Below are 19,786 nucleotides of genomic sequence, written 5' to 3'. Positions count from 1 at the left end.
TTAAGATCAATGTTGGCACAAAGTCTTAATCCCATAATATCAGGGAAAATTTGAATATATTAAAAAAGAAAACCCACACAGGGTGGGTCTTCTTATTATAGAAGATATTAAGTCTGTAAGAATTGTTTAGCGACATTCTGCTTTGCTAAGTCCGCTGCATAAGTTTTAATCTCTTCACGTTTAAACATTTTATCCAGGCTACTGCTTTTATTTTGAAATACAACAGACTGAATTGCATTAACTTGTTGTTTGATGTGGTTTTTTTCTTTCATTTCTTAATCCTTAAAATAATTGTCAAAGAAGTGCTGATTTAGATTAGAGGGGAAATACTGCTTCCTTTTTACCCATACTAACCCATCGCCTTTTGAAATAACAGCCACATCAATAGGTCCTCCAACTGTTTCTAGGCTTGAATAAGCCATTTTCCTCTTAAATGCTGTAATGTTGACTAGAGTTTCTGCCATTGTCGCTAATTCATCTTTAGGCAGCACACCAATCATATCTATCATTGGCGTTAAGTGTCTATCCCTAATTTCTTGTTGTAAGGTGGTATTAAAATCATTCAGCATGGCTTTTGATTTATTAATTAATTGTGAAATTTCAACAGGATTTAGATTAGGAGTTTTTTTCAAAAATTCCGTAAGCATTGAATCTAAATATTCTATGGTGAATTGATGTAACTCTGGATCAAATCCTCTAATAAAAGATTGCACTACATCTTCTTGAGCAAAAGCAATAATTCCAGATCTCATTCCAGAATTTGTATTAACAATAGTTTTCTCTTCATCTTTTTTGTAAATTAGTGTGTTTTCAAAGTATCCAGAGATTTGATAAGTAATTACTGAAGGGAAAATATCATCATCACCAAACCCTGAGATTACTAATCCAGTAGATGCTTCAATAAAGCCATTATTCGTTACAGTTAAAATTACAATTTCATTAAGCAGTGAAATTACATCACTATTTTTCAAGAATTCCTTAAAGTAATGTTTGATTATAGGTTCGCTAACTAATTCTATTTTTGATTTTGCAGGAGAAATGTCTCCTGACCATGTAGGTTCATAACCAGAATGGAAATCCCTAATTTTTGTTAAAATTTCTATAATAAATTTTTCTTCATCATCCGCAGTTACAGATTCTCCTCGTACAATCTTTTGTGTTACATCATTTTGTAATTGGTTTTTTATAAAATCAAAAATAAAAATTATTTGCTTTTCAAGCCATTGATCTTGGATATTTAGGTCAAAAATAGTTACTCTTGCTTTCAAGAAAGATAAGAAACTTTCCGCATAATTTTCGAGTTTTTCAAAACGATTTTTTGCGTGTTCTTTACGATAAATCTTAATTAAAGTTTCCCAAGGAATATTTAATAAATTAGCATTTCCATAAACCATTACGCCTACAGGCTCTGTTTTGGAAAGTGAAAATAGCTTAATCGCGCTATTAATAATTTTTTGAGATCCGATAGTTACTGCACTATCCGCAGCTAATGCCACACCATGTGGATTTAAAATTGCAATTTCAGCGGTCATAATTCTCTCTTTACCCGATCTGTTCTAGGACTGTGTCGGGTTCACAGCTTATTAATCTTTGGTGTTATTAATTTTCTGACCTAGCTTTCCTTCTTTTACCAACTGCACGACCTGCTCATTAGTAAGCACAGGAATAAAGACTTTGTCGCCAATATCTTTAGAAAGAATCTTCACTTCTTCGGCGGTTAGCACCAAAGCTTCACCATGTTTCGCAGCATCATTGATGCGAGCAATAATCTGGTTGATTGGTAGTTTAGAGTTGTCCATAAGTCTTCCTGTGATTAATGCGAATAAGGATGTTCTTGTCTGTGCTGACTTGGCGGCACGATATCTGTAATAGCGGTAATACTTTCAACCTCGTCCATTTCAAAGAAAAATCGCTCACCACCATTCACAGAAAGCAAACTTAAAACCCCACCATTGATGCCGACAAATTCTTTAATTGTGCATCTTCCATCCTTCAAGCACACCTGAACAAACTCATTCGGCACAAGCTCTGCATCAGGGTCGCATACAACATACCAGCCATTACGAATTGCTGGAAACATTGAGTCGCCAGTGCCTTTAATGCCATAGGCTCTTGGTCCTGCTGAGTGAGTTGGAACATACCCATCTCCAGCATTGCCTTCATAACCCATATCTGTGAAATAGCCATCCATGCCCATCTTGGAGTAAGCCTTAACAGGAACATATCTTTTTTGGGTGGGGAATGATTTAACAGGTGTTTCAAGAAATTTAACAGCATCTTCGCTATCGGGAATATTGTATTTTTTCTTAAAAGCTTCGATATCCAGAACTTTCAATTGTGTAACAGTGCTATCCAACTTAGGGCCGCTTTCATCTCCATTAGTTATATATGAAGTCGACACTCCGAAATAAGCGGCCATTTTGCTTAATGGGTCTGCTTTAGGAGCATAAGCATCTTTCTCCCAACCAGTGACATTGGGCGCACTAACTCCGGCGATTTTTGCCAACTCGCCTTGGGTTAATTTCTTTTCTCTTCGTAAGGCGCGAATACGCTGACCCATAGTTTCTAGATTCTTCATATAAGTTATCTTACATCTTGCAAAAATAAGTTATCTTTGTTTTAATACTAAGAAATCTTATTTTTGAGGTTGCACAAATGACCAAACAGGAAGCTTATGAGTTGCTTGGTGTCAATGGTGTTGGCTTAGCAAAGTTATTAGGAATTGAGCCACCTGCTGTTTACCAGTGGCCAAATGAAAAGATTCCTTTAGCTCGCGAATACCAAATCAGAGATTTGGCAAATGGCAAAGAACCAATCAAACGAACTACTTCAAATGCTTAGGACCTAACCATGAGCAAATTATCAGTTGATATATCTGCAAGCGCCAGAAATGGCGTATCCCGCATATTGCATGGTCTTGATATAAGCAATCAAAAAGAGATTGCTGAACAATTAAAAGTTGATCCAAGCACTATTACTCGGCTTAAAACGGATAAGAAAAACAATGGCTTGAATGAAATTGAAATGTTTTGCGAGCTATTGAGTTTACTTGGTTTAAAAGTCGTTCCTAAAGATTATCAGAGCATTGATAAAGAACGTGTTGCTGCACTTTTAGTTATGTCTAAAAGCTGGATGAACCGTATAGAAACGGTGGATGACTTATTTCATGACGAAATCAGTGGTCAAAAAGAAAAGCTTGGATATTAAAAAACCACTACCTGCTGTAACAGGAGTGGTTAGGCATTCAATTGAGGTGGATCAAATGAACACAAACAATTTATCAGAACAACCAATCGAACTCAACTCACCAGATTTTTTAATAGGTGACGTTGTAGTACTTACTAAAGAGTGCCGTACTTTCAAATCAAATGATTTGTTTGAAGTTAAAAATAAAACTTTGACTAGGTTGTGGACTATCAAATCGGAGAATCATTTGATTCTGGTTTCATCAAAAGAAATCCGTACAGCAACAGTAGCAGAGCTCAACGCTAAACGCCGCCTAACAAAAGCTGAGCAAGCATTAGCGGAGGTGTCATGAATAGTCAATTTAAGTATAAACCTGAGTACAAACAGACTCAGGAAATTCAGTCCTTCTTTGATCCAGCGTTAGTGATTCTCAATGAGCTACATGATCGTAACCGTAAAAATCTAAGAGCCAAAGGTTATGACGAAAATAATGCTGCAATAACGCGTGAAGAATTTTCACAAACTATGGCACAGCGTTTTCGCATTAATCAGTGGTTAGCAGGGCAGATCGTTAATAGTTTGGCTAATGCTGACTTGGTTCAAAAATTTGGTGGGTATGTAAAGCCTAAGGTCGGTGTACATGAGTAATTTTGTGCCTAATTCCTTTCAAGTGCCTAATGCATTTGTTGACGAGGTTTTAAATAAAATCTCTGATGCTGCATGCAAAATTTATTTAGTTATTTGCCGTAAAACTCGTGGCTGGAATAAGGAGATGGATTCCATCTCTTTAACTCAATTTGAAGAGATTACAGGGAAGAGTAGACCGACAGTTGTTAAATGCCTTAATGAATTAATTAAAGTTGGTTTAGTCGTGGAACAACCAAGCACAATTCATGGAAATACATTCAAATTAGGTAACGATACTAGCGTTGGTTTAGTGCTTAAATTCCCTAGTAAAAATTTTTTACTACCTGAAATTTATGGCCAAACTAGTAAAAATTCTTTACCACTTCTAGTTAAAAATTTTAACTACACTAGTAAAAATTTTTTACCGCTACTAGTAAAAATTTTTAACACACAAAGTATCACTATCAAAAACAACTCTCAAAGTAATAAAAAAATAAATAAAAAAAGAGAGTCTGTTTCTGAAAAACCTAAAACAGAAAAACCAAATGAATTTAATCCACGTTCAGTTGAACTACCTGCATGTGTAGATCCAGAGCTGTGGAACAATTTTGTTGATATGCGTATCAGCATCAAAAAACCACTTTCTGAAAACGCAGTAAAGCTAATCCTTAAAAAACTTATCTCGTTTGGACCTTTCGCTAACCAATCACTGGAAAACTCAATTATCGGAAATTATCAGGGTGTATTTGAGCCTCGCCAAAATCAAATTCAGGAAAACCCACAATCTCATAACGTTCCTGAAGAACCGGGTTATTTCACTCAAATGTACGCTGAGAGCAACCGTTCAAACGTGATTGACGTTACGCCAGTGTCACAAGATTTTGGAGGCTATTAATCATGAATGAATTAGCACCATTTGAAAGTTTTTTAAAAGAACTAATTGCGGCGTACAGAACTAAATACGCTGTTCAGTTCAATAAGAATTTTCCAGTAGAGGGGAAAAATGCCGTTCCAATGCAAATCGTTGAACAGCAGCTTGCTAAAGCATTGGTTGGGGTTACACCTAACCAACTTCAAAGAGGCTTAGCGCTATTTTACGCAAGTACAAATACATACATGCCTAACTTCGCTGAATTCCGTGCTATGTGCATGGGGGACGATTGGTGGAGCGCCGAGAAGGCTTGGGTTAAGGCTTGTGAATACACTCAGATCTCTCAACACAAAAAAGTGACTTTGCCAGACGGAAGAGAGCAGAACCAAGAAATTACAACCTTGACCAAATTTGTACTTGATCAAGTCTATTCACTTATTCAAGACGGAGAAATGTACAAAGCCAAAATGGAATTTATCAAGGTGTATGACGAGTACAAAGCAGAAGCTCAGTTAAAGGGAAAAATTCAGGCTTGGTACCAAGAACCAATTTTATTAGCTCAGAAAAATGAGCAAAAAGTGCATATACCAGTTTCAAATGACGAAGCGCAAAAGCATCTCAAATCTTTGATGGAACGGTTAAAGATTAACGGCCGTAAACCTGCACCAGTACAAAAGCTTAAGGCTAAGGAAAAAGAGCCTGAGCTTACAAAAGAATTAGGACCAGATCCTTTCGATAATCCACACGAATACGCAGAGATGTGCCGTCGGGAGGGTATGCCAATCCCTAGAAATATTCTTCAGCTAATTGATGGGGCGAATGTATGAATGCAGTTGAGTTTATGAAGGAACATGGAATCGAAAAGGCTCGATTTGTTATTGGATCTGCTGAAGTAGGTGGTGTTGTAACCCCAAAGATTTTAGACCTTAAAAAATTGGTTCAATCGTTGGAACTAATAGAGCAAATTGGTGGAGTTGAAGTTGCTAAAGGCAAAGTATTTATTGCTGATTTCAATGATTTCAAAATGATCAAATTTTTAATAGGTAATAAAGATTTTGTTGTTCATATAAAAAGAGTTCAGGAGGCTATAGCAGACCACGAAGCAGTTAATGGAAATGAGATAGATCCTTTAATCAAGTTAAAAGCTGGTTTAACAAAGTTAAGAGATAAATTTATAAACGATGCCCATGCATTAACGCTTTTGGGTGACCTAGATAAATCACGTGTTTATAACGGCATTGCTAATCAATTAGATCACTTATTAAAGGGCGGTGCTTAATGTCATCAATGAGCCTTGCTGAATATCGTGAATTATTTCCTATTCAGAAAAATAAAAAGCGCCGTTCAGCAAAGCAAGGTACAAGACAGCCGAGTGAAGGCGAGACGGTATTAGCAACACATTTAAAAGCATGCAAGATCAGTTTTGAACAGGAATATAAATTCCATCCTGAACGTAAATGGAGAGCAGATTTTTTAATAACGGGTACAAAGATTTTGATTGAGGTGGAAGGCGGGATCTGGAGTGGAGGCCGTCATACAAGGGGCAAAGGCTATATAGGGGATATGGAGAAATACAACTCCGCAGCAATGATGGGTTTTACAGTTTTACGGTTCAGCACAGAGCAAGTGAAAGCAGGCGTGGCGATTAAACAAATTGAGCAATTGGTAGGTGAAAAATGAGTGCAGTTTTAAAAACACAACAAATGGATTGGTCTAAATATACTATTGACGGTTGGTTAGAGCAGTTTGGCGCATGGTGTGAAACAGTTAGAATGAAAGGGGGTGATTTGCCAGATGGGCTTCATATCAATCAAATTTACTGGTTGATGCGTGAAGCTGGCAAAGAAGTACAAAAAAGTAAATCTTATATTCGATGTGAGATCAGTGATTATGAGGCGGATCAAATTCAAGCACTTTTACGAAGTCTATTAAATTCTGATAAAACAGATTTTACAACTAAGTTTGCATTAATTTGTTTAATTAAAAATAAGGTTGAAAATAAAGGATTGTTGAAGGTTGCTCAAGAAACAAACCAATCTAAAGCTCAGGTCGCAATTATGGTGAGTTGCGCTAGATTTTATTTATTAGGTCATGATAAAAGATTAAGACAAAATGGAGGTTCAAATGAAAACATACACTGTAAAACTATATGAAGGCGTTAGTCGGGAGAAAGTTAATGAAACTTTGAAATACTACCCTGATTATTTTGGTAAAATATCAATAATTACAAATGTAATTAATAATAAATTGCAATTAACACTAAAAGCATTTGAAGGAATCGACGTTATAACTGCCAATGATCTAATGATTAAAATCGTTGAACGTTTAAAAGCTTCTCAATTAGTAGAAAAGCATAATTTAGACTTGTTGACTGTCTAGACGCTTTATGGCATATTTTTGATATAGTGGACGAAGTATAAGTAATTCACTGATCTAAAGCTCATCGTTTGATGGGCTTTTTGTTTTTATACTTGCTAGATTTCAATTATGATTTAAAATTAAATCAGGTTGCTCGTCGCCAAACATCGCCACCTGAAATTCTATTAGAAATGATAGTTATTTGTTTGTGTCACCTCCATATTAATTAATTGTAGAGTTGATATTGTGTTGTACTGGTGGTGGGCACCAAGCGCCACCAGTACAATCGTTAAAAGCGCCCCTTTTCTTTGCATTAAGTAATGTTCCTTTGATTTAATGGTTAGATTTACACCACACATTAGCTGTCTTCATCCTAAATACATGGTCGTTACATTATAAATCATCTAAATTGAATGCTTGTCTAAATGTTAAGCGTTTAAGAATGCCCACTTAAGCATGTTTATATTTATGCTATAGTCCAGTCTAATTAGAATTTGGTACTTAAAATGAATATCTGTGTTGGTGGTGAACTAGATGGGCAAAAGATAGAGAAAGAAGGCAGATTACTAAAAGCTTCTGATATCGACCCATCTTTTAAAACTGAGTACTACAAGCAAGTTTTTAACCGTGACAACATTAATTATCATTTTTGGCTACCAATAGGGTCCAACTTGCATGAAATGTCAAAGCGAGTTTTGGATATTTTGAGAGCATCAAAAAATTAAGCTTAAAGTATATTGTAAATACATCTTCTAACTTGTATGATATGTCACAAATACTGCGCTGAAAGTTTTTTGTTTTTTGACCCGTTTCTTTTTAGAAGCGGGTTTTTTAATGTTTATGTTTTTCTTGCCGGACGTATTACGGCATGTAAAGCCCCGCTAAATATCAATTATTGGCGGGGTTTTTTCTTTAATTAATTTGATGATTTAGTTCTCGGTAGTAAATAATTTACTATTGAGAACTAAGTATTTGAAAAATAAAAATAATTTGATTTTTTATTTTATGTTTAGTATGTTGGTAAATATTAATTATTTTTAGGTGAAAGTATGACTTTATTTATTGGTGGTCGCCATCATGGACAATTCTTGTCGAAAGACGAGTCAGATTTGAAGTTAGAAAGTATTCCAAAGCAGTATGGACCAAGAACAGGTATGCAAAGGCCAACAGAGTCATACTTTAGAACCCAAGTAAGCTTCCAAGGAGAAGTGAAAACGTTTTATATAATTTCTGGAAAACAACCAATCGAAATGAGAGATGAAATACTTGATTTATGGGATCAAGTAAAATCAGACATATATGCTATCTAAATAGTTTAAGAAATTTTCTTCCTTTTTCGGGCGGTTGTCTTTCGTGCTATAGTCCAGTCTGATTAAAAACTGGTACTTATAATGAATATCTGTGTGGGTGGTGAACTCAATGGGCAAGTGATAGAAAAAAAGGGGTGTTAAGAACAAAGATGTATATAAATATTAGTAAATTATAAAATTATTAAATAAATTCAAATATTTAAATTAAAAATAAGTGGTAAAACTTTAACAATATTTACGTACGTGATGAATTTAGTAACTCAAATAAACATTATTTTAGACGGATAATTATAAAAAACGGAGTACAAATGTCATGAATAAGAATGTAGAGCTAATAAATTACATTGATGTAGCTGAGACAGTTTACGAACGGGTATATGAAAATAATAAAATTTCAAATAATTTGATTGTTAATCTAAATCGCATTATGGCTGAGATAAAGAATCAAGCTGCAGAAAAAAAACTCAAATTGAAGTACAGCTCAATAGACTTTGAATATTGTTTAAGTTTGCCTTTAGCTGATCGCAAAATAAAAGTAGATTTAAGCCTTATACCTCATTTTGAAGATCGTGAAGAAAGTATTTTGTGGTTAACTAACTTTATTGGAAAAATTTGTGAGCCCAGAAAGATGCAAAGACAGAAAAAAAACTTCATTAAGTACCTGTGAATTTTAGATGAACCGCCCTTAAAGCGGTTTTTTATTGCTAGTAGAATATTTAAGGTATCTTTTCTAATAGGAACACACTATTAAAGTGTTTTTTATTTATTTTTTAGATTGAAAAGATTGCTATTTAAGTAATTTAAATATAAAAATCTTTATTGATTGAGAGTAGTTGTTATACAGGATATTTATAAGGATTTTAAAATGACAATTATCACATTGCTCGATGTTAAGACGAAGAAGAAGGTGATAGTTCGGTCCGTAATAGACCCAATAGCAAGAATAGACAAAAAAGGGAATATACAAATTATTCAAATTCATAAATGGCTATATGATGAATCTGGAGATTTCGTTGATGAAGACTTATATGAGGCACTCAACAATGGAGAAGTTGGAATATACATAACTTTGCAGTATATGATCATTAATATTGAAAATTAATTATTTTTTATTTTTAGTCAGTTTGAGTTCTTAGTCTCTAGAGCCTAATGGTTACTATACATAAGACCTTGTTAAGTATTACCTATTGATGGGCACATATTCTTTATAAGTCTTGATAATTAAAAAAATTATGTAGGCTAAAAATAAAACCATTTAAAAAAAGAAATCTTTATCTATTTAAATATGAATATTTGATGTTTTTAATTCTATCCCTATTGCTAGTGCTTAAATATTATGCCAATATGAAGTTGGAAATATTTCCGAATAGATATTTCCTATTTCAGGTTTAAGCGTTTTTTTTCGCTAAGCCCATTTCTGAATAAAAATAGGAAGTGGGCTTTTTTATTTTTAAATATTTCAGTATTATCAGTGTGTTGCTTTAAGTAACACTAAACCTTATTGATCAGCGCAAATATCAAAAAAAGGGGGAGCTTGCCTACTAGGCAAGCTTTTTAAATTGATGATTTAAACACAATAATCCATTTTAAAGCTCAATAGAAAGATCAAACTTCCATAGCTTTTATTTGTACTAATTTATTGAATATAATCGTTTTTATAATTTTTAAAATTTTCTTAAACTAAAAATGGAAAATTTCTTGTTGCAACATTGTTATAATAGGACTACCTTAAGAAAAATACTTTATAAAAATGAGGAGCTGCTGAAATGACACAGTATCTCATGTTTGCGGAAAATATTTATAACAAAATTAAAGATGAGGAATTGTTTTCACATGACTGTATTGAAAATATGAACTTACTTATGACATGTATACGCAGAGAAATTAAGGGAACAGAATTTAAATTAAAATATAATTTTATTGATTTTGTTGAATTGTTTAGTAAACAATTAGATGAATGTAAAGTAAAAATAGATGTGAGTTTGATTCCTCCTCATAATTCAGAAGGTGAGTATATTTTATGGTTAGCTGGATTTATCGAAAAAATTACAGAAGGTGGACCTAAACCACCTCCGCCTATAAAGAAGTTTATTCCAGAGTATATGAGCTTCAAATCTGAATTAGATTTTTTACCCTTAAATGAGGAAAAAATTCAAAACGAAGGTAAAGAAATTACGGATTACTTTAATTCAAAGCTTTATAAGGCAACTTTTAAGAAGTAATACTATATTGCCTGTGAGTTTAGCCACCGCCTTAGGGCGGTTTTTTTTGGTGAGAATAATGGATTCTACAGAATACTTTTGGCTTACTCGGAAAAAAGAACCTAAAACTAAACCTAAAAGCCGGCCATTGCCTAAGGCGAAGCAAAAATATCTCGAGGCTGAGGCAACACTTAAGGAAGAGCTTGAGGATTTGGCGATTGGATTTGAAAGTAAGTTTCAGCCGATCCATACCAAACACTGGCGCTTTGATTTTCATATAGTGAAATTGCGTTTGCTCATTGAAATTGAGGGTGGTCCCTGGTCTGGTGGGCGTGGTGGAAAGCTGTCAAATAAAGCATGGAGTCTTGATCGATATGATCAAGCTGAATGGATGGGTTACAAAATAGAGCGCTTTCATCCAGATTCTATTTTGTCGGGATATGTCATCAACTGGATAAAAAGTGAATTAGCGAGAATTGAAGATGGAGCAAATCAGACCATTTCCACCGACTGATTTTATTGATCAAGCAGATGAAGAACAAGCAATTCGTTTAATACCGGCACCAGACCTAAAGAAATGGGTTATTGCTAATTACTTAACGATTGGTGGACCACTTCATAACCCGGATCATGATCATATTGCTGAGCTGCTTCATGATAATGAAGAGTTTTTGGCATTTGCATGGGCTTCTTCTGCCTATAAAAGCAAGCAAGCTATGGTATTAGGCCAGTGCGAAAAAGTCATGTTCAATGTTGGTGGCTGGCGTAAAGCTAGACAAGAGCAACAGATGCGAGACTGGTTTGGTTTTGTACCTACATATTTAATAACGGTCGATGCATCTTTCTGTGAGCGTGCAAACGATACAGAGTTCTGTTACTTGCTTGAACATGAGCTTTATCACATTGGTGTGATGAAAGACGAAGATGGCGAAATCATTTATAGCGATAGTACGGGGCTGCCTAAACATTACCTAGCTGGTCACGATGTAGAAGAATTTGTTGGCGTGGTTAAACGGTGGGGACCGAGCAAAAATGTTAAGCGACTTATTGAAGTCGCAAAGAATCCGCCGTTTGTTTCGAATCTTGATATTTCAAAATGCTGCGGAAACTGCGTAATCAACTGAGCCGAATGGCTCTTTTTTTTGCCTTCTTTGCTAGACGTAGCTAGACAAAGGTGGGGGTATGGCTGCACTTAAAGAACAGGTAAAAATATTTATTGTTCAAGCGCTTGCCTGCATGGATACCCCTCAACAGGTAGCTAATGCTGTCAAGCAAGAATTTAACATTGAGATTGATCGAAAACAGGTACAACTTTATGACCCGACAAAAGCGGCAGGAAAGAATTTAAGTAAGAAATATAAAGACCTTTTTCATAAAACCCGAGAGGACTTTAAAAAGAATGTTTATGACATCCCTTTAGCTAATAAAGCCTATCGGCTTAAAGAACTTCAGAAGATTTATGAAGACTGGAAGAACAACAGGCTTATGAAGCAAGGGGTTATTAAACAGGTTCGGGAAGAAATGCAGGGTTATGACCTGATGTTATTAAATCTTGAGTTAAAGCAACTTGAGATTGAAAAGTTAAGAGAGGGTGAAGGTGATGAAGATCCAACACCAGTCAAGGTAACTATTCAAGTTGTGGATGCGAGTAAAAAAGATGCCGAACATCAATCCGACACTGAATGTACCTCAGGCTAATTTTTTGCAGATGGAAAAGAAGTTCCGCGCATTTGTCGCTGGCTTTGGATCGGGAAAGACTTGGGTTGGATGCTCCAGTTTATGCAACAAAGCTTGGGAATTCCCTAAAGTACCTTTGGGTTATTTTGCTCCAACTTACCCGCAGATTCGCGACATTTTCTTTCCAACTATTGAAGAGGTTGCTTTCGATTGGGGGCTTAAAACTAAGGTTTATGAAACCAATAAAGAGGTGGATATCTATTATGGTCGGCAATATCGAACGACAATCATTTGCCGGTCTATGGAGAAACCAGCAACAATTGTAGGTTTTAAAATTGGCCACGCCTTGATTGATGAACTTGATGTTATGGCCAAGGTCAAAGCTCAACAGGCTTGGCGTAAGATCATCGCACGTATGCGTTATAAGCAAGCTGGTTTGCTCAACGGTATTGATGTGGCCACTACACCTGAAGGTTTTAAGTTTACATACGAGCAATTTGTTAAAGAGGCAAATAAATCAGAGGCTAAGCGTAAGCTATATGGAATGATTCAAGCTTCAACTTATGACAATGAAGCTAATCTTCCAGATGACTACATATCATCACTTTATGAGTCTTATCCGCCGCAATTAATTTCAGCTTATTTAAAAGGGCAGTTTGTCAATTTAACCAGCGGTGCTGTTTACCCCGACTTTGATCGAGTTCTAAACCACACGGATGAAGAAATTAAGAAGGGTGAGCCTTTACTCATTGGTATGGATTTTAACGTGCTTAAAATGGCTGCTGTGGTTTATGTCATTCGAGAAGGGAAGCCAAGAGCTTTAGATGAACTGGTTGGCGTGAGAGATACACCGACGATGTGTCAATTGATTAATGAGCGCTTTCCAGATCACGATATTACCGTGATTCCAGATGCTTCAGGTCAGGCAACATCTTCAAAGAACTTCAGTGAATCAGATCATGCAATCTTAAAGAAAAATGGATTCAAAGTTGAAGTGAATGGGGTGAACCCGGGCATTAAAGACCGTATCAATGCAGTTAATGCCCAGATCCTGAGTGCCGATGGCGAAAGACACCTCAAAGTAAACACAAATAAATGTCCAAACTTCACGGCTACTTTAGAGCAGCAAGTTTATGACAACTTTGGAATGCCAGATAAGACTGCAGGATTGGACCACGTTGGAGATGCTGGTGGATATCCATTAGCTAAACGTTTTCCGATCATCATTCAGAAAGTATTTAAACGGCGCACAATCGCTGGTTTTTCTCGTTAAACAACGCACCTTTACAGGTGCTTTTTTATTGGTGTTTTTATGGCAGTTACTGATAAACATCCGCAGTATATTGCTGCACAAAAAAGCTGGTTAATTATGCGAGACGCCGTTGCTGGTGAAGAGCAGATTAAACAGGCACAAACTAAGTACCTAGCTAAATCGGCCGGAATGATTGAGGCTGAAAAGCAAGGTGATACGACTGGAGAGATTTATAAAGCCTATCTAAGTCGAGCTCAGTATCCATTATGGGTTCAGGATTCATTACGTACGATGATTGGTTTAGTTTCAAAGCTTGAGCCGAATATTGTGATTGAAAGTTCTCTACTTAAAGGTTTGATAGAGAATGCAACAAATGACGGTTTTGGGCTTAAACAGCTCTTTATTCGCATTTGTTCAGAGTTGCTAGAGTTTGGGCGCTGTGGGCTGCTTGTTGATGTTGATGCTAAAGGAGTGCCATATTTCGCCTTATATGATGCGTTATCTATTATCAACTGGAAGGAAAACAGTATCGGTGGTCGAAAGGATTTAAAACTGTTAGTGCTCGAGGAGCAATTTGATAATAGTGAAGATGAATTCGGGCACGAAACTAAAACGGTTCACCGCGTTCTATCTATGGATGATGGAGCATTAGCGGTCCGATTGTTCGATGGTTCAAATGTGGAGGATAAAACTCCTGATCTCGGCGGTAATCAACTTCCTTTCACACCATTTGTTTTCTGCGGTGCCACTAGTAATTCTCCGGATGTAGGTACCATACCGCTTTTGACAATGGCCAAGGCTGCTCTGAAGTATTACCAACTTAGTGCAGATTATTACCAGTCACTTCACCATACAGCTCATCCGCAGCCTTGGATTAATGGACTTGAGGGTGATGAAGATATTAGCGTTACTGGTGTTATGGCTGTCTGGAGTCTTCCTCCAAATTCACAATGTGGTTATTTGGAAATTTCAGGTAGCGGCATTGAACTCACTAAAAAGGAAATGGATGCGCAAAAAAATTCAGCATTAGAAGCTGGGGCTAAAGTAGTTGATACCAATACACAGGAATCAGGTGAAGCGCGCCGTGCACGGCAAGACGATCAGCAAGCAAGTCTTCACAGTATCGTGATGTGTGCAGCTGCAGCAATTGAACAAGCCATTAAGTATGCAGCGCAGTGGTTAAAGCTGGATTCGACAAAATATTCATTTACGGTTGAACCTGAGTTTATTGTGCAGGTCACGGATATTAATCTTGCAAAACAGCTTTATGAGGGTGCTATTTCAGGGAAAAACTCTTTCCGCACATATTGGGAATACCTGATGACAGGTAAATTACCAGCTCACGACTATCAGGAAGAAGTGAAGCGGGTAGAAATAGAGCGAGATAACACTCCTTTGTAGAGGTGATGTATGGCTTCAAAAGAAGATAAATCATTGATTGAAGTACTTACCCAACATCAGGCGTACTTATATCGGGTGTCTTCTCAATCTGTTAAAGAGCTATTAAAAATCTTTAATGATGAGTCAATATTAATGTTGGCAAAGCTTCGGGATTTGCTTGATGAATTAAATGATTCTGAAAAGATGGCTCTAGCAAGTGGACAGTACACAACGTCAAATCTGAAGGAAGTTCGTGATCTGATTGCTCAGTGGTTTACTGCAATAAACACTGCATTACCTGAAGCTTTCGCTGTTTCTGCTACTGCCTTGGCTGTTTATGAAGCCAATTACATGGCGAAGCTATATGGCGGCAAGATCAAAAAGCCAAATGGTGAAAAGGTATATGCAGCAGCTAAAAAAATACCATTGGTAGGTGGGGCTCTTGTTGATGATCTACTATCAAGAATTGCTGAAAATGCCCGTCAAAAGGTTGAGTATGCAATTCGGGATGGTATCAACTCAGGTAAAACAAATCAGGAAATTGTTCAGCGTATTCGTGGTACCAAACGGCTTAATTATGAGGATGGGCTTTTAAGTAGCTCTAAGACGGATATTGAACGTACCGTAAGAACAGTTCGTAGTCATGTTGCTAATCAAACGTATTTAGATACTTTCAAACAGTTAGGTTTTGAGTATGTTCGTTTTATTAGTGTATTGGATGGAAGAACATCTAAGCTTTGTGCTCATTTAGACGGTACTGTCTGGAGGATTGATGATCCGGCAAAACGTGTACCGCCGTTGCATCCTAATTGTCGCAGCGAACTAGTACCAGTTAAAAAAGATGGTCAACTTATCGGTGAACGGCCATTTGTCATGGACGAACGTAGAGTTAAAGACATCCCCAAAGAAGAGCGTAGCCAGTTAATAGGTCAATTGGATGCCAACACCACTTTTAAAGAGTTCTTCAAAAAGACAGATGATTTCTTTCAAAAGGAGTGGCTAGGGCCAAAGAGGTACAAACTTTATAAAGAAGGGAAATTTGATCTTGAAAAGTTCTTTGATCCTGAAGGCCGTTTATATAGCTTAGATGATTTGAGAAAGTTGGATGAAAAAGCTTTTAAAAAGTTGGGTCTGTAATTTTTCTTATGTTATATTTTTTAAAACATCAGAATTTATACAATATGAAAACAATAGCTTTTGTATGTCTAACCCTAATTTCCATCACTTGTTTAGCTGAACCAAGTCAAAAATATCTTAAAGAATATGATCGATTGTCTGAAGCTTTGGAGTCAGCAATGGCAAATGCATATTCTTTTGATCCTGCAACTGGTCAAGTAAAACAGGCTACTCAAGGTTTAGAAGCTAAAAATAATTTATGTAGAGCTGCCCAGGCGAAACTAAACCTCACCACGTTTTTAAAAGACAATTTAGAGGAATCTAAAGAGCTTTATAAATCTATTGATGGTGCAGAGACTCTAGATAAAAATTATCTTAGTGGACAACAGCAGGAACAACAAAATCTCGTTTCAAATTTGAAAAAAGACCTTGTTGGAACTGGATTTAACTGTGAGTAATTATTGCCGATTACAGGTAATTCTAAACTCACTTAAGACACAATTTTCACCTATATAAGCGCCCAAATGGCGCTTTTGTCATTTATGGAGTTTGGCTTATGAGTGAATCAAAAGTTAGACATTTGGTACTTAAAAGAGTTTCAGATAAATCTTCTCATCTTGCTCTTTGTGACGAGGAAACAGGTATTCCATTAGTTGGATTAACCGCTGTAAAAATGAATTGTAGTGTTTTTGAGGGTCCAGCGACTATCACGGCAACATTTGATGTAGGTGGTCCTCAAGGCATCCGCTTAGTTGGTGATGAACCTAGATCAGAGGTTTGGAATAAAAAGTAAACGTAGCTAAAGGTACTACAAATGTCTGAAAAGCAAATCAATATGTCAGATGCTCAATATATTCTGAGCACAAAATTAATTCTGGTGCCTTTTCTTCAAATTAAGATTTCAAGAGCCATGGCAATTTATGGTTTTACTTTTGAAAGATTAAAAGCGATTGCACTCATCAATTAGAACTTAATTTTTAACCTTAGCACCTCCGGGTGCTTTTTTAATGCCTTGAGATAAGGCTTTACCCCAATCAAACGAGAGGTTTGAACATGTCATTGCCATTTATTGTTGATTCACTTGATGCAATCAAAGAAGAGCACCGTGCTCTATATGTTGAGGAAAACGGGAAGTTTCGCCTTGACTTGGAAGGTTATGAAGATCCAAAAGGTTTGAAATCTGCACTTCAAAGCGAGCGAGATGCTGCTAAGAACGCAAAGTTGGAACTTCAAAAATTTCAGAAACAATTTGAAGGGATTGATCCTGAAATTGTTAAAAAAGTCTTTGCTCAACTTGACCAAGATGAAGAGGCCAAATTAATCGCAGACGGCAAGGTTAACGAAGTGATTCAGAAGCGTACCGAGAAGATGCGCGAAGAACATGAAAAATTACTGAAAGCCGAAAAAGAACGTGCAGATAAAGCTGAAGCCTATGCCGAGAAATTTAAGAAATCAGTAGTACAGAGCCAAATTGTGCAGGCTGCTATTGAACTTGAAGCATTGCCAGAAGCGACTCCTGATATTGCCTTTTTAGCACAGACAAAGTTTGCATTAGATGAAAATGGCAAGGCTGTGGCAGTTGATGAAAACGGGGAAGTAGTCATTGGTAAAGATGGTCAGACACCAATGACTCCAAAAGAATGGGTTGAATCTCTACGCGAGCAGAAACCGTATTACTGGCCTAAGCCTAATGGCATGGGCGCACCGGGTAGCAACAATTCAAAAGGTCAGCCAGACATTCTCAAAGCCGATGGCTCGGTAAATATGACCAAATTGGCGCAATTACGAAATGAAAATCCGCAACTAGCTAAAGAGCTAGCGGCAAAACACGGTATTAAACTTTAAGGAGTAAAGCCTAATGGCTGAGACAAAAATTGCTGATGTAATCGTACCTGAGTTATTTACTCCGTACGTATTAAATAAGACTGCCGAAAAGTCTGCTTTATGGCAGTCAGGCATTGTTGGGGAGCTTGATGAAAAAGTCGCTTTTGGTACAGAAGGAGGCACTACAGTAAATATTCCTTTCTGGAATGATTTAAGCGGTGAGTCTGAAGTACTTTCAGATGGTAAAGCTCTTGGTGTAAATAACATCACTGCTGGTAAAGATATTGCTATTTTGCATGCCCGTGGTAAGGCTTGGGGGGCAAATGATTTATCTAAAGCATTATCTGGAGATGACCCATTGGGTGCGATTGCTGATCTTGTAGCAGATTATTGGGCACGCGAATTTCAGGGGTTTACCGTAAATACACTTAAAGGTGTATTTGGGTCTGCAAGCATGGCAGGTAATACGCATGACATTTCGGCTGGTACTGGAGCAGCTGCTGTAATTGATGGTCATTCATTTATCGATGCATCTTATAAACTGGGTGATGCTGTTGATAAATTAACAGCGATTTCAATGCACTCATTCACAATGGCAGCACTAGCCAAACAAGGTTTAATTGAAACTGTGCGTGATGCTGATGGTGTGGTGCTTTACAAAACTTTTATGGATCGCCGTGTGATTGTAGATGACGGCATGCCAGTTGAAGGCGACGTATTTACTTCTTACTTGTTTGGTTATGGCGCGATTGGTTTCCAAGATATTGGGGCACCAGTTGGTGTAGAGACTGACCGTGACAGTTTAGCGGGTACTGACATTCTTATTAACCGCCGTCACTTTGTGCTACATCCTCGTGGCATTAAATGGGCAGGTGATACAGGTATTGCACCTAATAATGCTGGTCTAGCAACTGCTGCAAACTGGGAACGTGTCTACGATCCTAAACAGATCCGTATTGTGGCATTCAAGCACAAGATCAAATAACAAAAAGGCGGGTAACTCCGCCTTATCTTTTTGGAGATCCACATATGGGACTTTCATCATTTAACCGTGCACGGGAAAGACAACAAATGACAGAAACAAAAATTGCTGAGCTCGAAGAACAACTGACAACAGTAAAGGGCGAATTTATTGCCTTTCAAAATGATACCGAAGCAATGAAAGCACGTATTGCTGAACTTGAATCAGGTGAAGGTGTTCAAACACCCGAAGATGACCAAAAACCAAGTGATACTCAACCACAACCAATTAACTATGCTGGTCTAAAAGTAGATGAGCTTCGAGCTGTACTAACTGAAAAAGGCATTGCATTTGAAGCAGGTGCTAAAAAAGATGAACTTTTAGCATTAATTCCGAAGGAATAATTCATGAGCTTTATCACTGAACAAGAAGCGATAGAACATGTTGAAGGCTTTGATGCTTTATCTGCCAGTGATAAGGCTCAATTCCTCCAAATGGCCGAGGCATATCTGTTAGCACGTAACGTAAAGCCTTATGAAGACGTTACCCAAGTTCCTGAACCTCTAAAAACTGCCTCATATCAAATAATCAAGGGCATTATGAAAGGTGATCTATATCAAGGGCAGGAACAGGCACTAAAACGTAAGAAAGTCAAAGCTGATACGGTTGAAACTGAAAAGGAATATCAGGACGGATCAGTAAAGCTTAGTGCGATTGAGCAATTCATTCTTGATTTGATTAAGCCTTACATCAAACGAAAAGCTGTATTTTTTGTCAGGAAAATCTAATGAGTTTACGTGACGAAATTCAGGCAGATATTGCTGAAGCATTTAATGAAGATTTAGCGGACGCCGTTCATTCATTTACTTGTGAGCGGATCTCTAAAACGAATTGGGATCCTAAGACAGAAACTTATGTTGAAGTTAAAGAAAATTATTCTGGCCGTGGCGTTCTGTTTGGTTCTTACAGTCAATATGAGATCCAAACACTTGGAGTACTGGCCACGGATAAAAAGGCGACCGT

The 19,786-nt window shown here is 36.9% G+C and carries 32 protein-coding genes and 1 pseudogene; 29 read left to right on the top strand and 4 right to left on the bottom strand.

Going from position 1 to position 19,786, the window contains the following annotated elements; translation table 11 throughout:
• Positions 1–107 precede the first annotated feature (107 nt).
• Genes G9371_RS18550 through G9371_RS18535 form a run of 4 tightly spaced genes read right to left on the bottom strand, consistent with a single transcriptional unit; the run spans position 108 to position 2,578 of the window.
• Positions 108–272 (bottom strand): hypothetical protein, encoded by a 165-nt coding sequence (locus tag G9371_RS18550; RefSeq protein ID WP_153310174.1) that lies wholly within the window; start codon positions 270–272, stop codon positions 108–110.
• 3 nt (positions 273–275) lie between these two features.
• Complete coding sequence (locus G9371_RS18545) at positions 276–1,532, bottom strand: hypothetical protein (RefSeq protein ID WP_029423730.1); 1,257 nt, start codon at positions 1,530–1,532, stop codon at positions 276–278.
• A gap of 51 nt (positions 1,533–1,583) precedes the next feature.
• Complete coding sequence (locus G9371_RS18540) at positions 1,584–1,799, bottom strand: hypothetical protein (protein ID WP_000370477.1); 216 nt, start codon at positions 1,797–1,799, stop codon at positions 1,584–1,586.
• Positions 1,800–1,813: 14 nt separating this feature from the next.
• On the bottom strand, positions 1,814–2,578 hold the full coding sequence (locus G9371_RS18535) for a LexA family transcriptional regulator (RefSeq protein ID WP_025468288.1): 765 nt from the start codon (positions 2,576–2,578) through the stop codon (positions 1,814–1,816).
• 77 nt (positions 2,579–2,655) lie between these two features.
• Between G9371_RS18535 and G9371_RS18530 the strand changes: the two genes are divergently transcribed.
• The 29 genes and pseudogenes from G9371_RS18530 to G9371_RS18390 all read left to right on the top strand — a co-directional run.
• Positions 2,656–2,841: a Cro/CI family transcriptional regulator gene (locus G9371_RS18530; protein WP_000165919.1), complete on the top strand. Its 186-nt coding sequence runs from the start codon at positions 2,656–2,658 to the stop codon at positions 2,839–2,841.
• Positions 2,842–2,850: 9 nt separating this feature from the next.
• A complete protein-coding gene (locus G9371_RS18525) occupies positions 2,851–3,207 on the top strand; it encodes a hypothetical protein (RefSeq protein WP_000041063.1) in 357 nt (118 codons plus the stop codon).
• Positions 3,208–3,262: 55 nt separating this feature from the next.
• Positions 3,263–3,538, top strand: coding sequence for a hypothetical protein (locus G9371_RS18520; protein ID WP_001095599.1), 276 nt, complete (start codon positions 3,263–3,265; stop codon positions 3,536–3,538).
• Positions 3,535–3,834 carry a hypothetical protein gene (locus tag G9371_RS18515; RefSeq protein ID WP_001088054.1) on the top strand — a complete coding sequence of 100 codons (300 nt, stop codon included), beginning with the start codon at positions 3,535–3,537 and terminating at the stop codon, positions 3,832–3,834. The genes G9371_RS18520 and G9371_RS18515 overlap by 4 nt, the downstream gene beginning before the upstream one ends.
• A complete protein-coding gene (locus G9371_RS18510) occupies positions 3,827–4,708 on the top strand; it encodes a replication protein (protein ID WP_000064624.1) in 882 nt (293 codons plus the stop codon). The genes G9371_RS18515 and G9371_RS18510 overlap by 8 nt, the downstream gene beginning before the upstream one ends.
• Positions 4,709–4,710: 2 nt before the next feature.
• A complete protein-coding gene (locus tag G9371_RS18505) occupies positions 4,711–5,511 on the top strand; it encodes a hypothetical protein (protein ID WP_029423731.1) in 801 nt (266 codons plus the stop codon).
• Positions 5,508–5,963, top strand: a complete 456-nt coding sequence (locus G9371_RS18500) for a hypothetical protein (RefSeq protein WP_005124477.1) — start codon at positions 5,508–5,510, stop codon at positions 5,961–5,963. The genes G9371_RS18505 and G9371_RS18500 overlap by 4 nt, the downstream gene beginning before the upstream one ends.
• Positions 5,963–6,364 carry a DUF559 domain-containing protein gene (locus G9371_RS18495; protein ID WP_000097329.1) on the top strand — a complete coding sequence of 134 codons (402 nt, stop codon included), beginning with the start codon at positions 5,963–5,965 and terminating at the stop codon, positions 6,362–6,364. Before G9371_RS18500 ends, G9371_RS18495 begins: the two co-directional genes overlap by 1 nt.
• Positions 6,361–6,837 (top strand): hypothetical protein, encoded by a 477-nt coding sequence (locus tag G9371_RS18490; RefSeq protein WP_001277128.1) that lies wholly within the window; start codon positions 6,361–6,363, stop codon positions 6,835–6,837. Before G9371_RS18495 ends, G9371_RS18490 begins: the two co-directional genes overlap by 4 nt.
• On the top strand, positions 6,809–7,063 hold the full coding sequence (locus G9371_RS18485; protein WP_000861102.1) for a hypothetical protein: 255 nt from the start codon (positions 6,809–6,811) through the stop codon (positions 7,061–7,063). Before G9371_RS18490 ends, G9371_RS18485 begins: the two co-directional genes overlap by 29 nt.
• A gap of 485 nt (positions 7,064–7,548) precedes the next feature.
• Positions 7,549–7,767, top strand: a complete 219-nt coding sequence (locus tag G9371_RS18480) for a hypothetical protein (protein ID WP_001017701.1) — start codon at positions 7,549–7,551, stop codon at positions 7,765–7,767.
• Positions 7,768–8,091: 324 nt separating this feature from the next.
• Positions 8,092–8,352, top strand: coding sequence for a hypothetical protein (locus G9371_RS18475; protein WP_000171851.1), 261 nt, complete (start codon positions 8,092–8,094; stop codon positions 8,350–8,352).
• 313 nt (positions 8,353–8,665) lie between these two features.
• Complete coding sequence (locus tag G9371_RS18470; protein WP_001039306.1) at positions 8,666–9,019, top strand: hypothetical protein; 354 nt, start codon at positions 8,666–8,668, stop codon at positions 9,017–9,019.
• 198 nt (positions 9,020–9,217) lie between these two features.
• Positions 9,218–9,454, top strand: coding sequence for a hypothetical protein (locus tag G9371_RS18465; protein ID WP_000152665.1), 237 nt, complete (start codon positions 9,218–9,220; stop codon positions 9,452–9,454).
• A gap of 664 nt (positions 9,455–10,118) precedes the next feature.
• Entirely contained in the window at positions 10,119–10,574 is a 456-nt protein-coding gene (locus G9371_RS18460; RefSeq protein WP_000195750.1) for a hypothetical protein, read from the top strand.
• Positions 10,575–10,632: 58 nt separating this feature from the next.
• On the top strand, positions 10,633–11,067 hold the full coding sequence (locus G9371_RS18455) for a hypothetical protein (protein WP_029423732.1): 435 nt from the start codon (positions 10,633–10,635) through the stop codon (positions 11,065–11,067).
• Complete coding sequence (locus G9371_RS18450) at positions 11,036–11,677, top strand: putative metallopeptidase (protein WP_029423733.1); 642 nt, start codon at positions 11,036–11,038, stop codon at positions 11,675–11,677. The genes G9371_RS18455 and G9371_RS18450 overlap by 32 nt, the downstream gene beginning before the upstream one ends.
• Before the next feature lie 58 nt (positions 11,678–11,735).
• The gene (locus G9371_RS18445; protein WP_000729387.1) at positions 11,736–12,251 is read left to right on the top strand and encodes a DUF2280 domain-containing protein; all 516 of its coding nucleotides are present in this window, start codon (positions 11,736–11,738) and stop codon (positions 12,249–12,251) included.
• Positions 12,211–13,503, top strand: a complete 1,293-nt coding sequence (locus tag G9371_RS18440) for a terminase large subunit domain-containing protein (RefSeq protein ID WP_032009070.1) — start codon at positions 12,211–12,213, stop codon at positions 13,501–13,503. The genes G9371_RS18445 and G9371_RS18440 overlap by 41 nt, the downstream gene beginning before the upstream one ends.
• 39 nt (positions 13,504–13,542) lie before the next feature.
• On the top strand, positions 13,543–14,883 hold the full coding sequence (locus G9371_RS18435) for a DUF4055 domain-containing protein (RefSeq protein ID WP_029423735.1): 1,341 nt from the start codon (positions 13,543–13,545) through the stop codon (positions 14,881–14,883).
• Between the two features lie 9 nt (positions 14,884–14,892).
• The gene (locus G9371_RS18430; RefSeq protein ID WP_029423736.1) at positions 14,893–15,999 is read left to right on the top strand and encodes a minor capsid protein; all 1,107 of its coding nucleotides are present in this window, start codon (positions 14,893–14,895) and stop codon (positions 15,997–15,999) included.
• A gap of 8 nt (positions 16,000–16,007) precedes the next feature.
• On the top strand, positions 16,008–16,436 hold the full coding sequence (locus tag G9371_RS18425; protein ID WP_000965231.1) for a hypothetical protein: 429 nt from the start codon (positions 16,008–16,010) through the stop codon (positions 16,434–16,436).
• 98 nt (positions 16,437–16,534) lie between these two features.
• Positions 16,535–16,771, top strand: a complete 237-nt coding sequence (locus tag G9371_RS18420) for a hypothetical protein (RefSeq protein ID WP_029423737.1) — start codon at positions 16,535–16,537, stop codon at positions 16,769–16,771.
• Between the two features lie 21 nt (positions 16,772–16,792).
• Entirely contained in the window at positions 16,793–16,945 is a 153-nt protein-coding gene (locus G9371_RS18415) for a hypothetical protein (protein WP_001291451.1), read from the top strand.
• A gap of 86 nt (positions 16,946–17,031) precedes the next feature.
• Positions 17,032–17,823, top strand: coding sequence for a hypothetical protein (locus G9371_RS18410; RefSeq protein WP_029423738.1), 792 nt, complete (start codon positions 17,032–17,034; stop codon positions 17,821–17,823).
• A gap of 13 nt (positions 17,824–17,836) precedes the next feature.
• Positions 17,837–18,787 (top strand): major capsid protein, encoded by a 951-nt coding sequence (locus tag G9371_RS18405; RefSeq protein WP_016804113.1) that lies wholly within the window; start codon positions 17,837–17,839, stop codon positions 18,785–18,787.
• A 44-nt stretch (positions 18,788–18,831) separates the two neighbouring features.
• Positions 18,832–19,167 (top strand): HeH/LEM domain-containing protein, encoded by a 336-nt coding sequence (locus tag G9371_RS18400; RefSeq protein ID WP_029423739.1) that lies wholly within the window; start codon positions 18,832–18,834, stop codon positions 19,165–19,167.
• A 3-nt stretch (positions 19,168–19,170) separates the two neighbouring features.
• On the top strand, positions 19,171–19,551 hold the full coding sequence (locus G9371_RS18395) for a hypothetical protein (RefSeq protein WP_029423740.1): 381 nt from the start codon (positions 19,171–19,173) through the stop codon (positions 19,549–19,551).
• Positions 19,551–19,786 (top strand): annotated as a pseudogene (locus tag G9371_RS18390) (glutamate 5-kinase); the annotation flags it as partial. The gene G9371_RS18395 and the pseudogene G9371_RS18390, both read left to right, overlap by 1 nt.

The sequence above is a fragment of the Acinetobacter sp. EKM10A genome (genome assembly GCF_011075215.1).
GTDB classification, from domain to species: Bacteria; Pseudomonadota; Gammaproteobacteria; order Pseudomonadales; family Moraxellaceae; genus Acinetobacter; species Acinetobacter baumannii.
The sequence above is the reverse complement of the archived record's forward strand: the minus strand, read 5'-3'. Positions and strand labels throughout refer to the sequence as shown.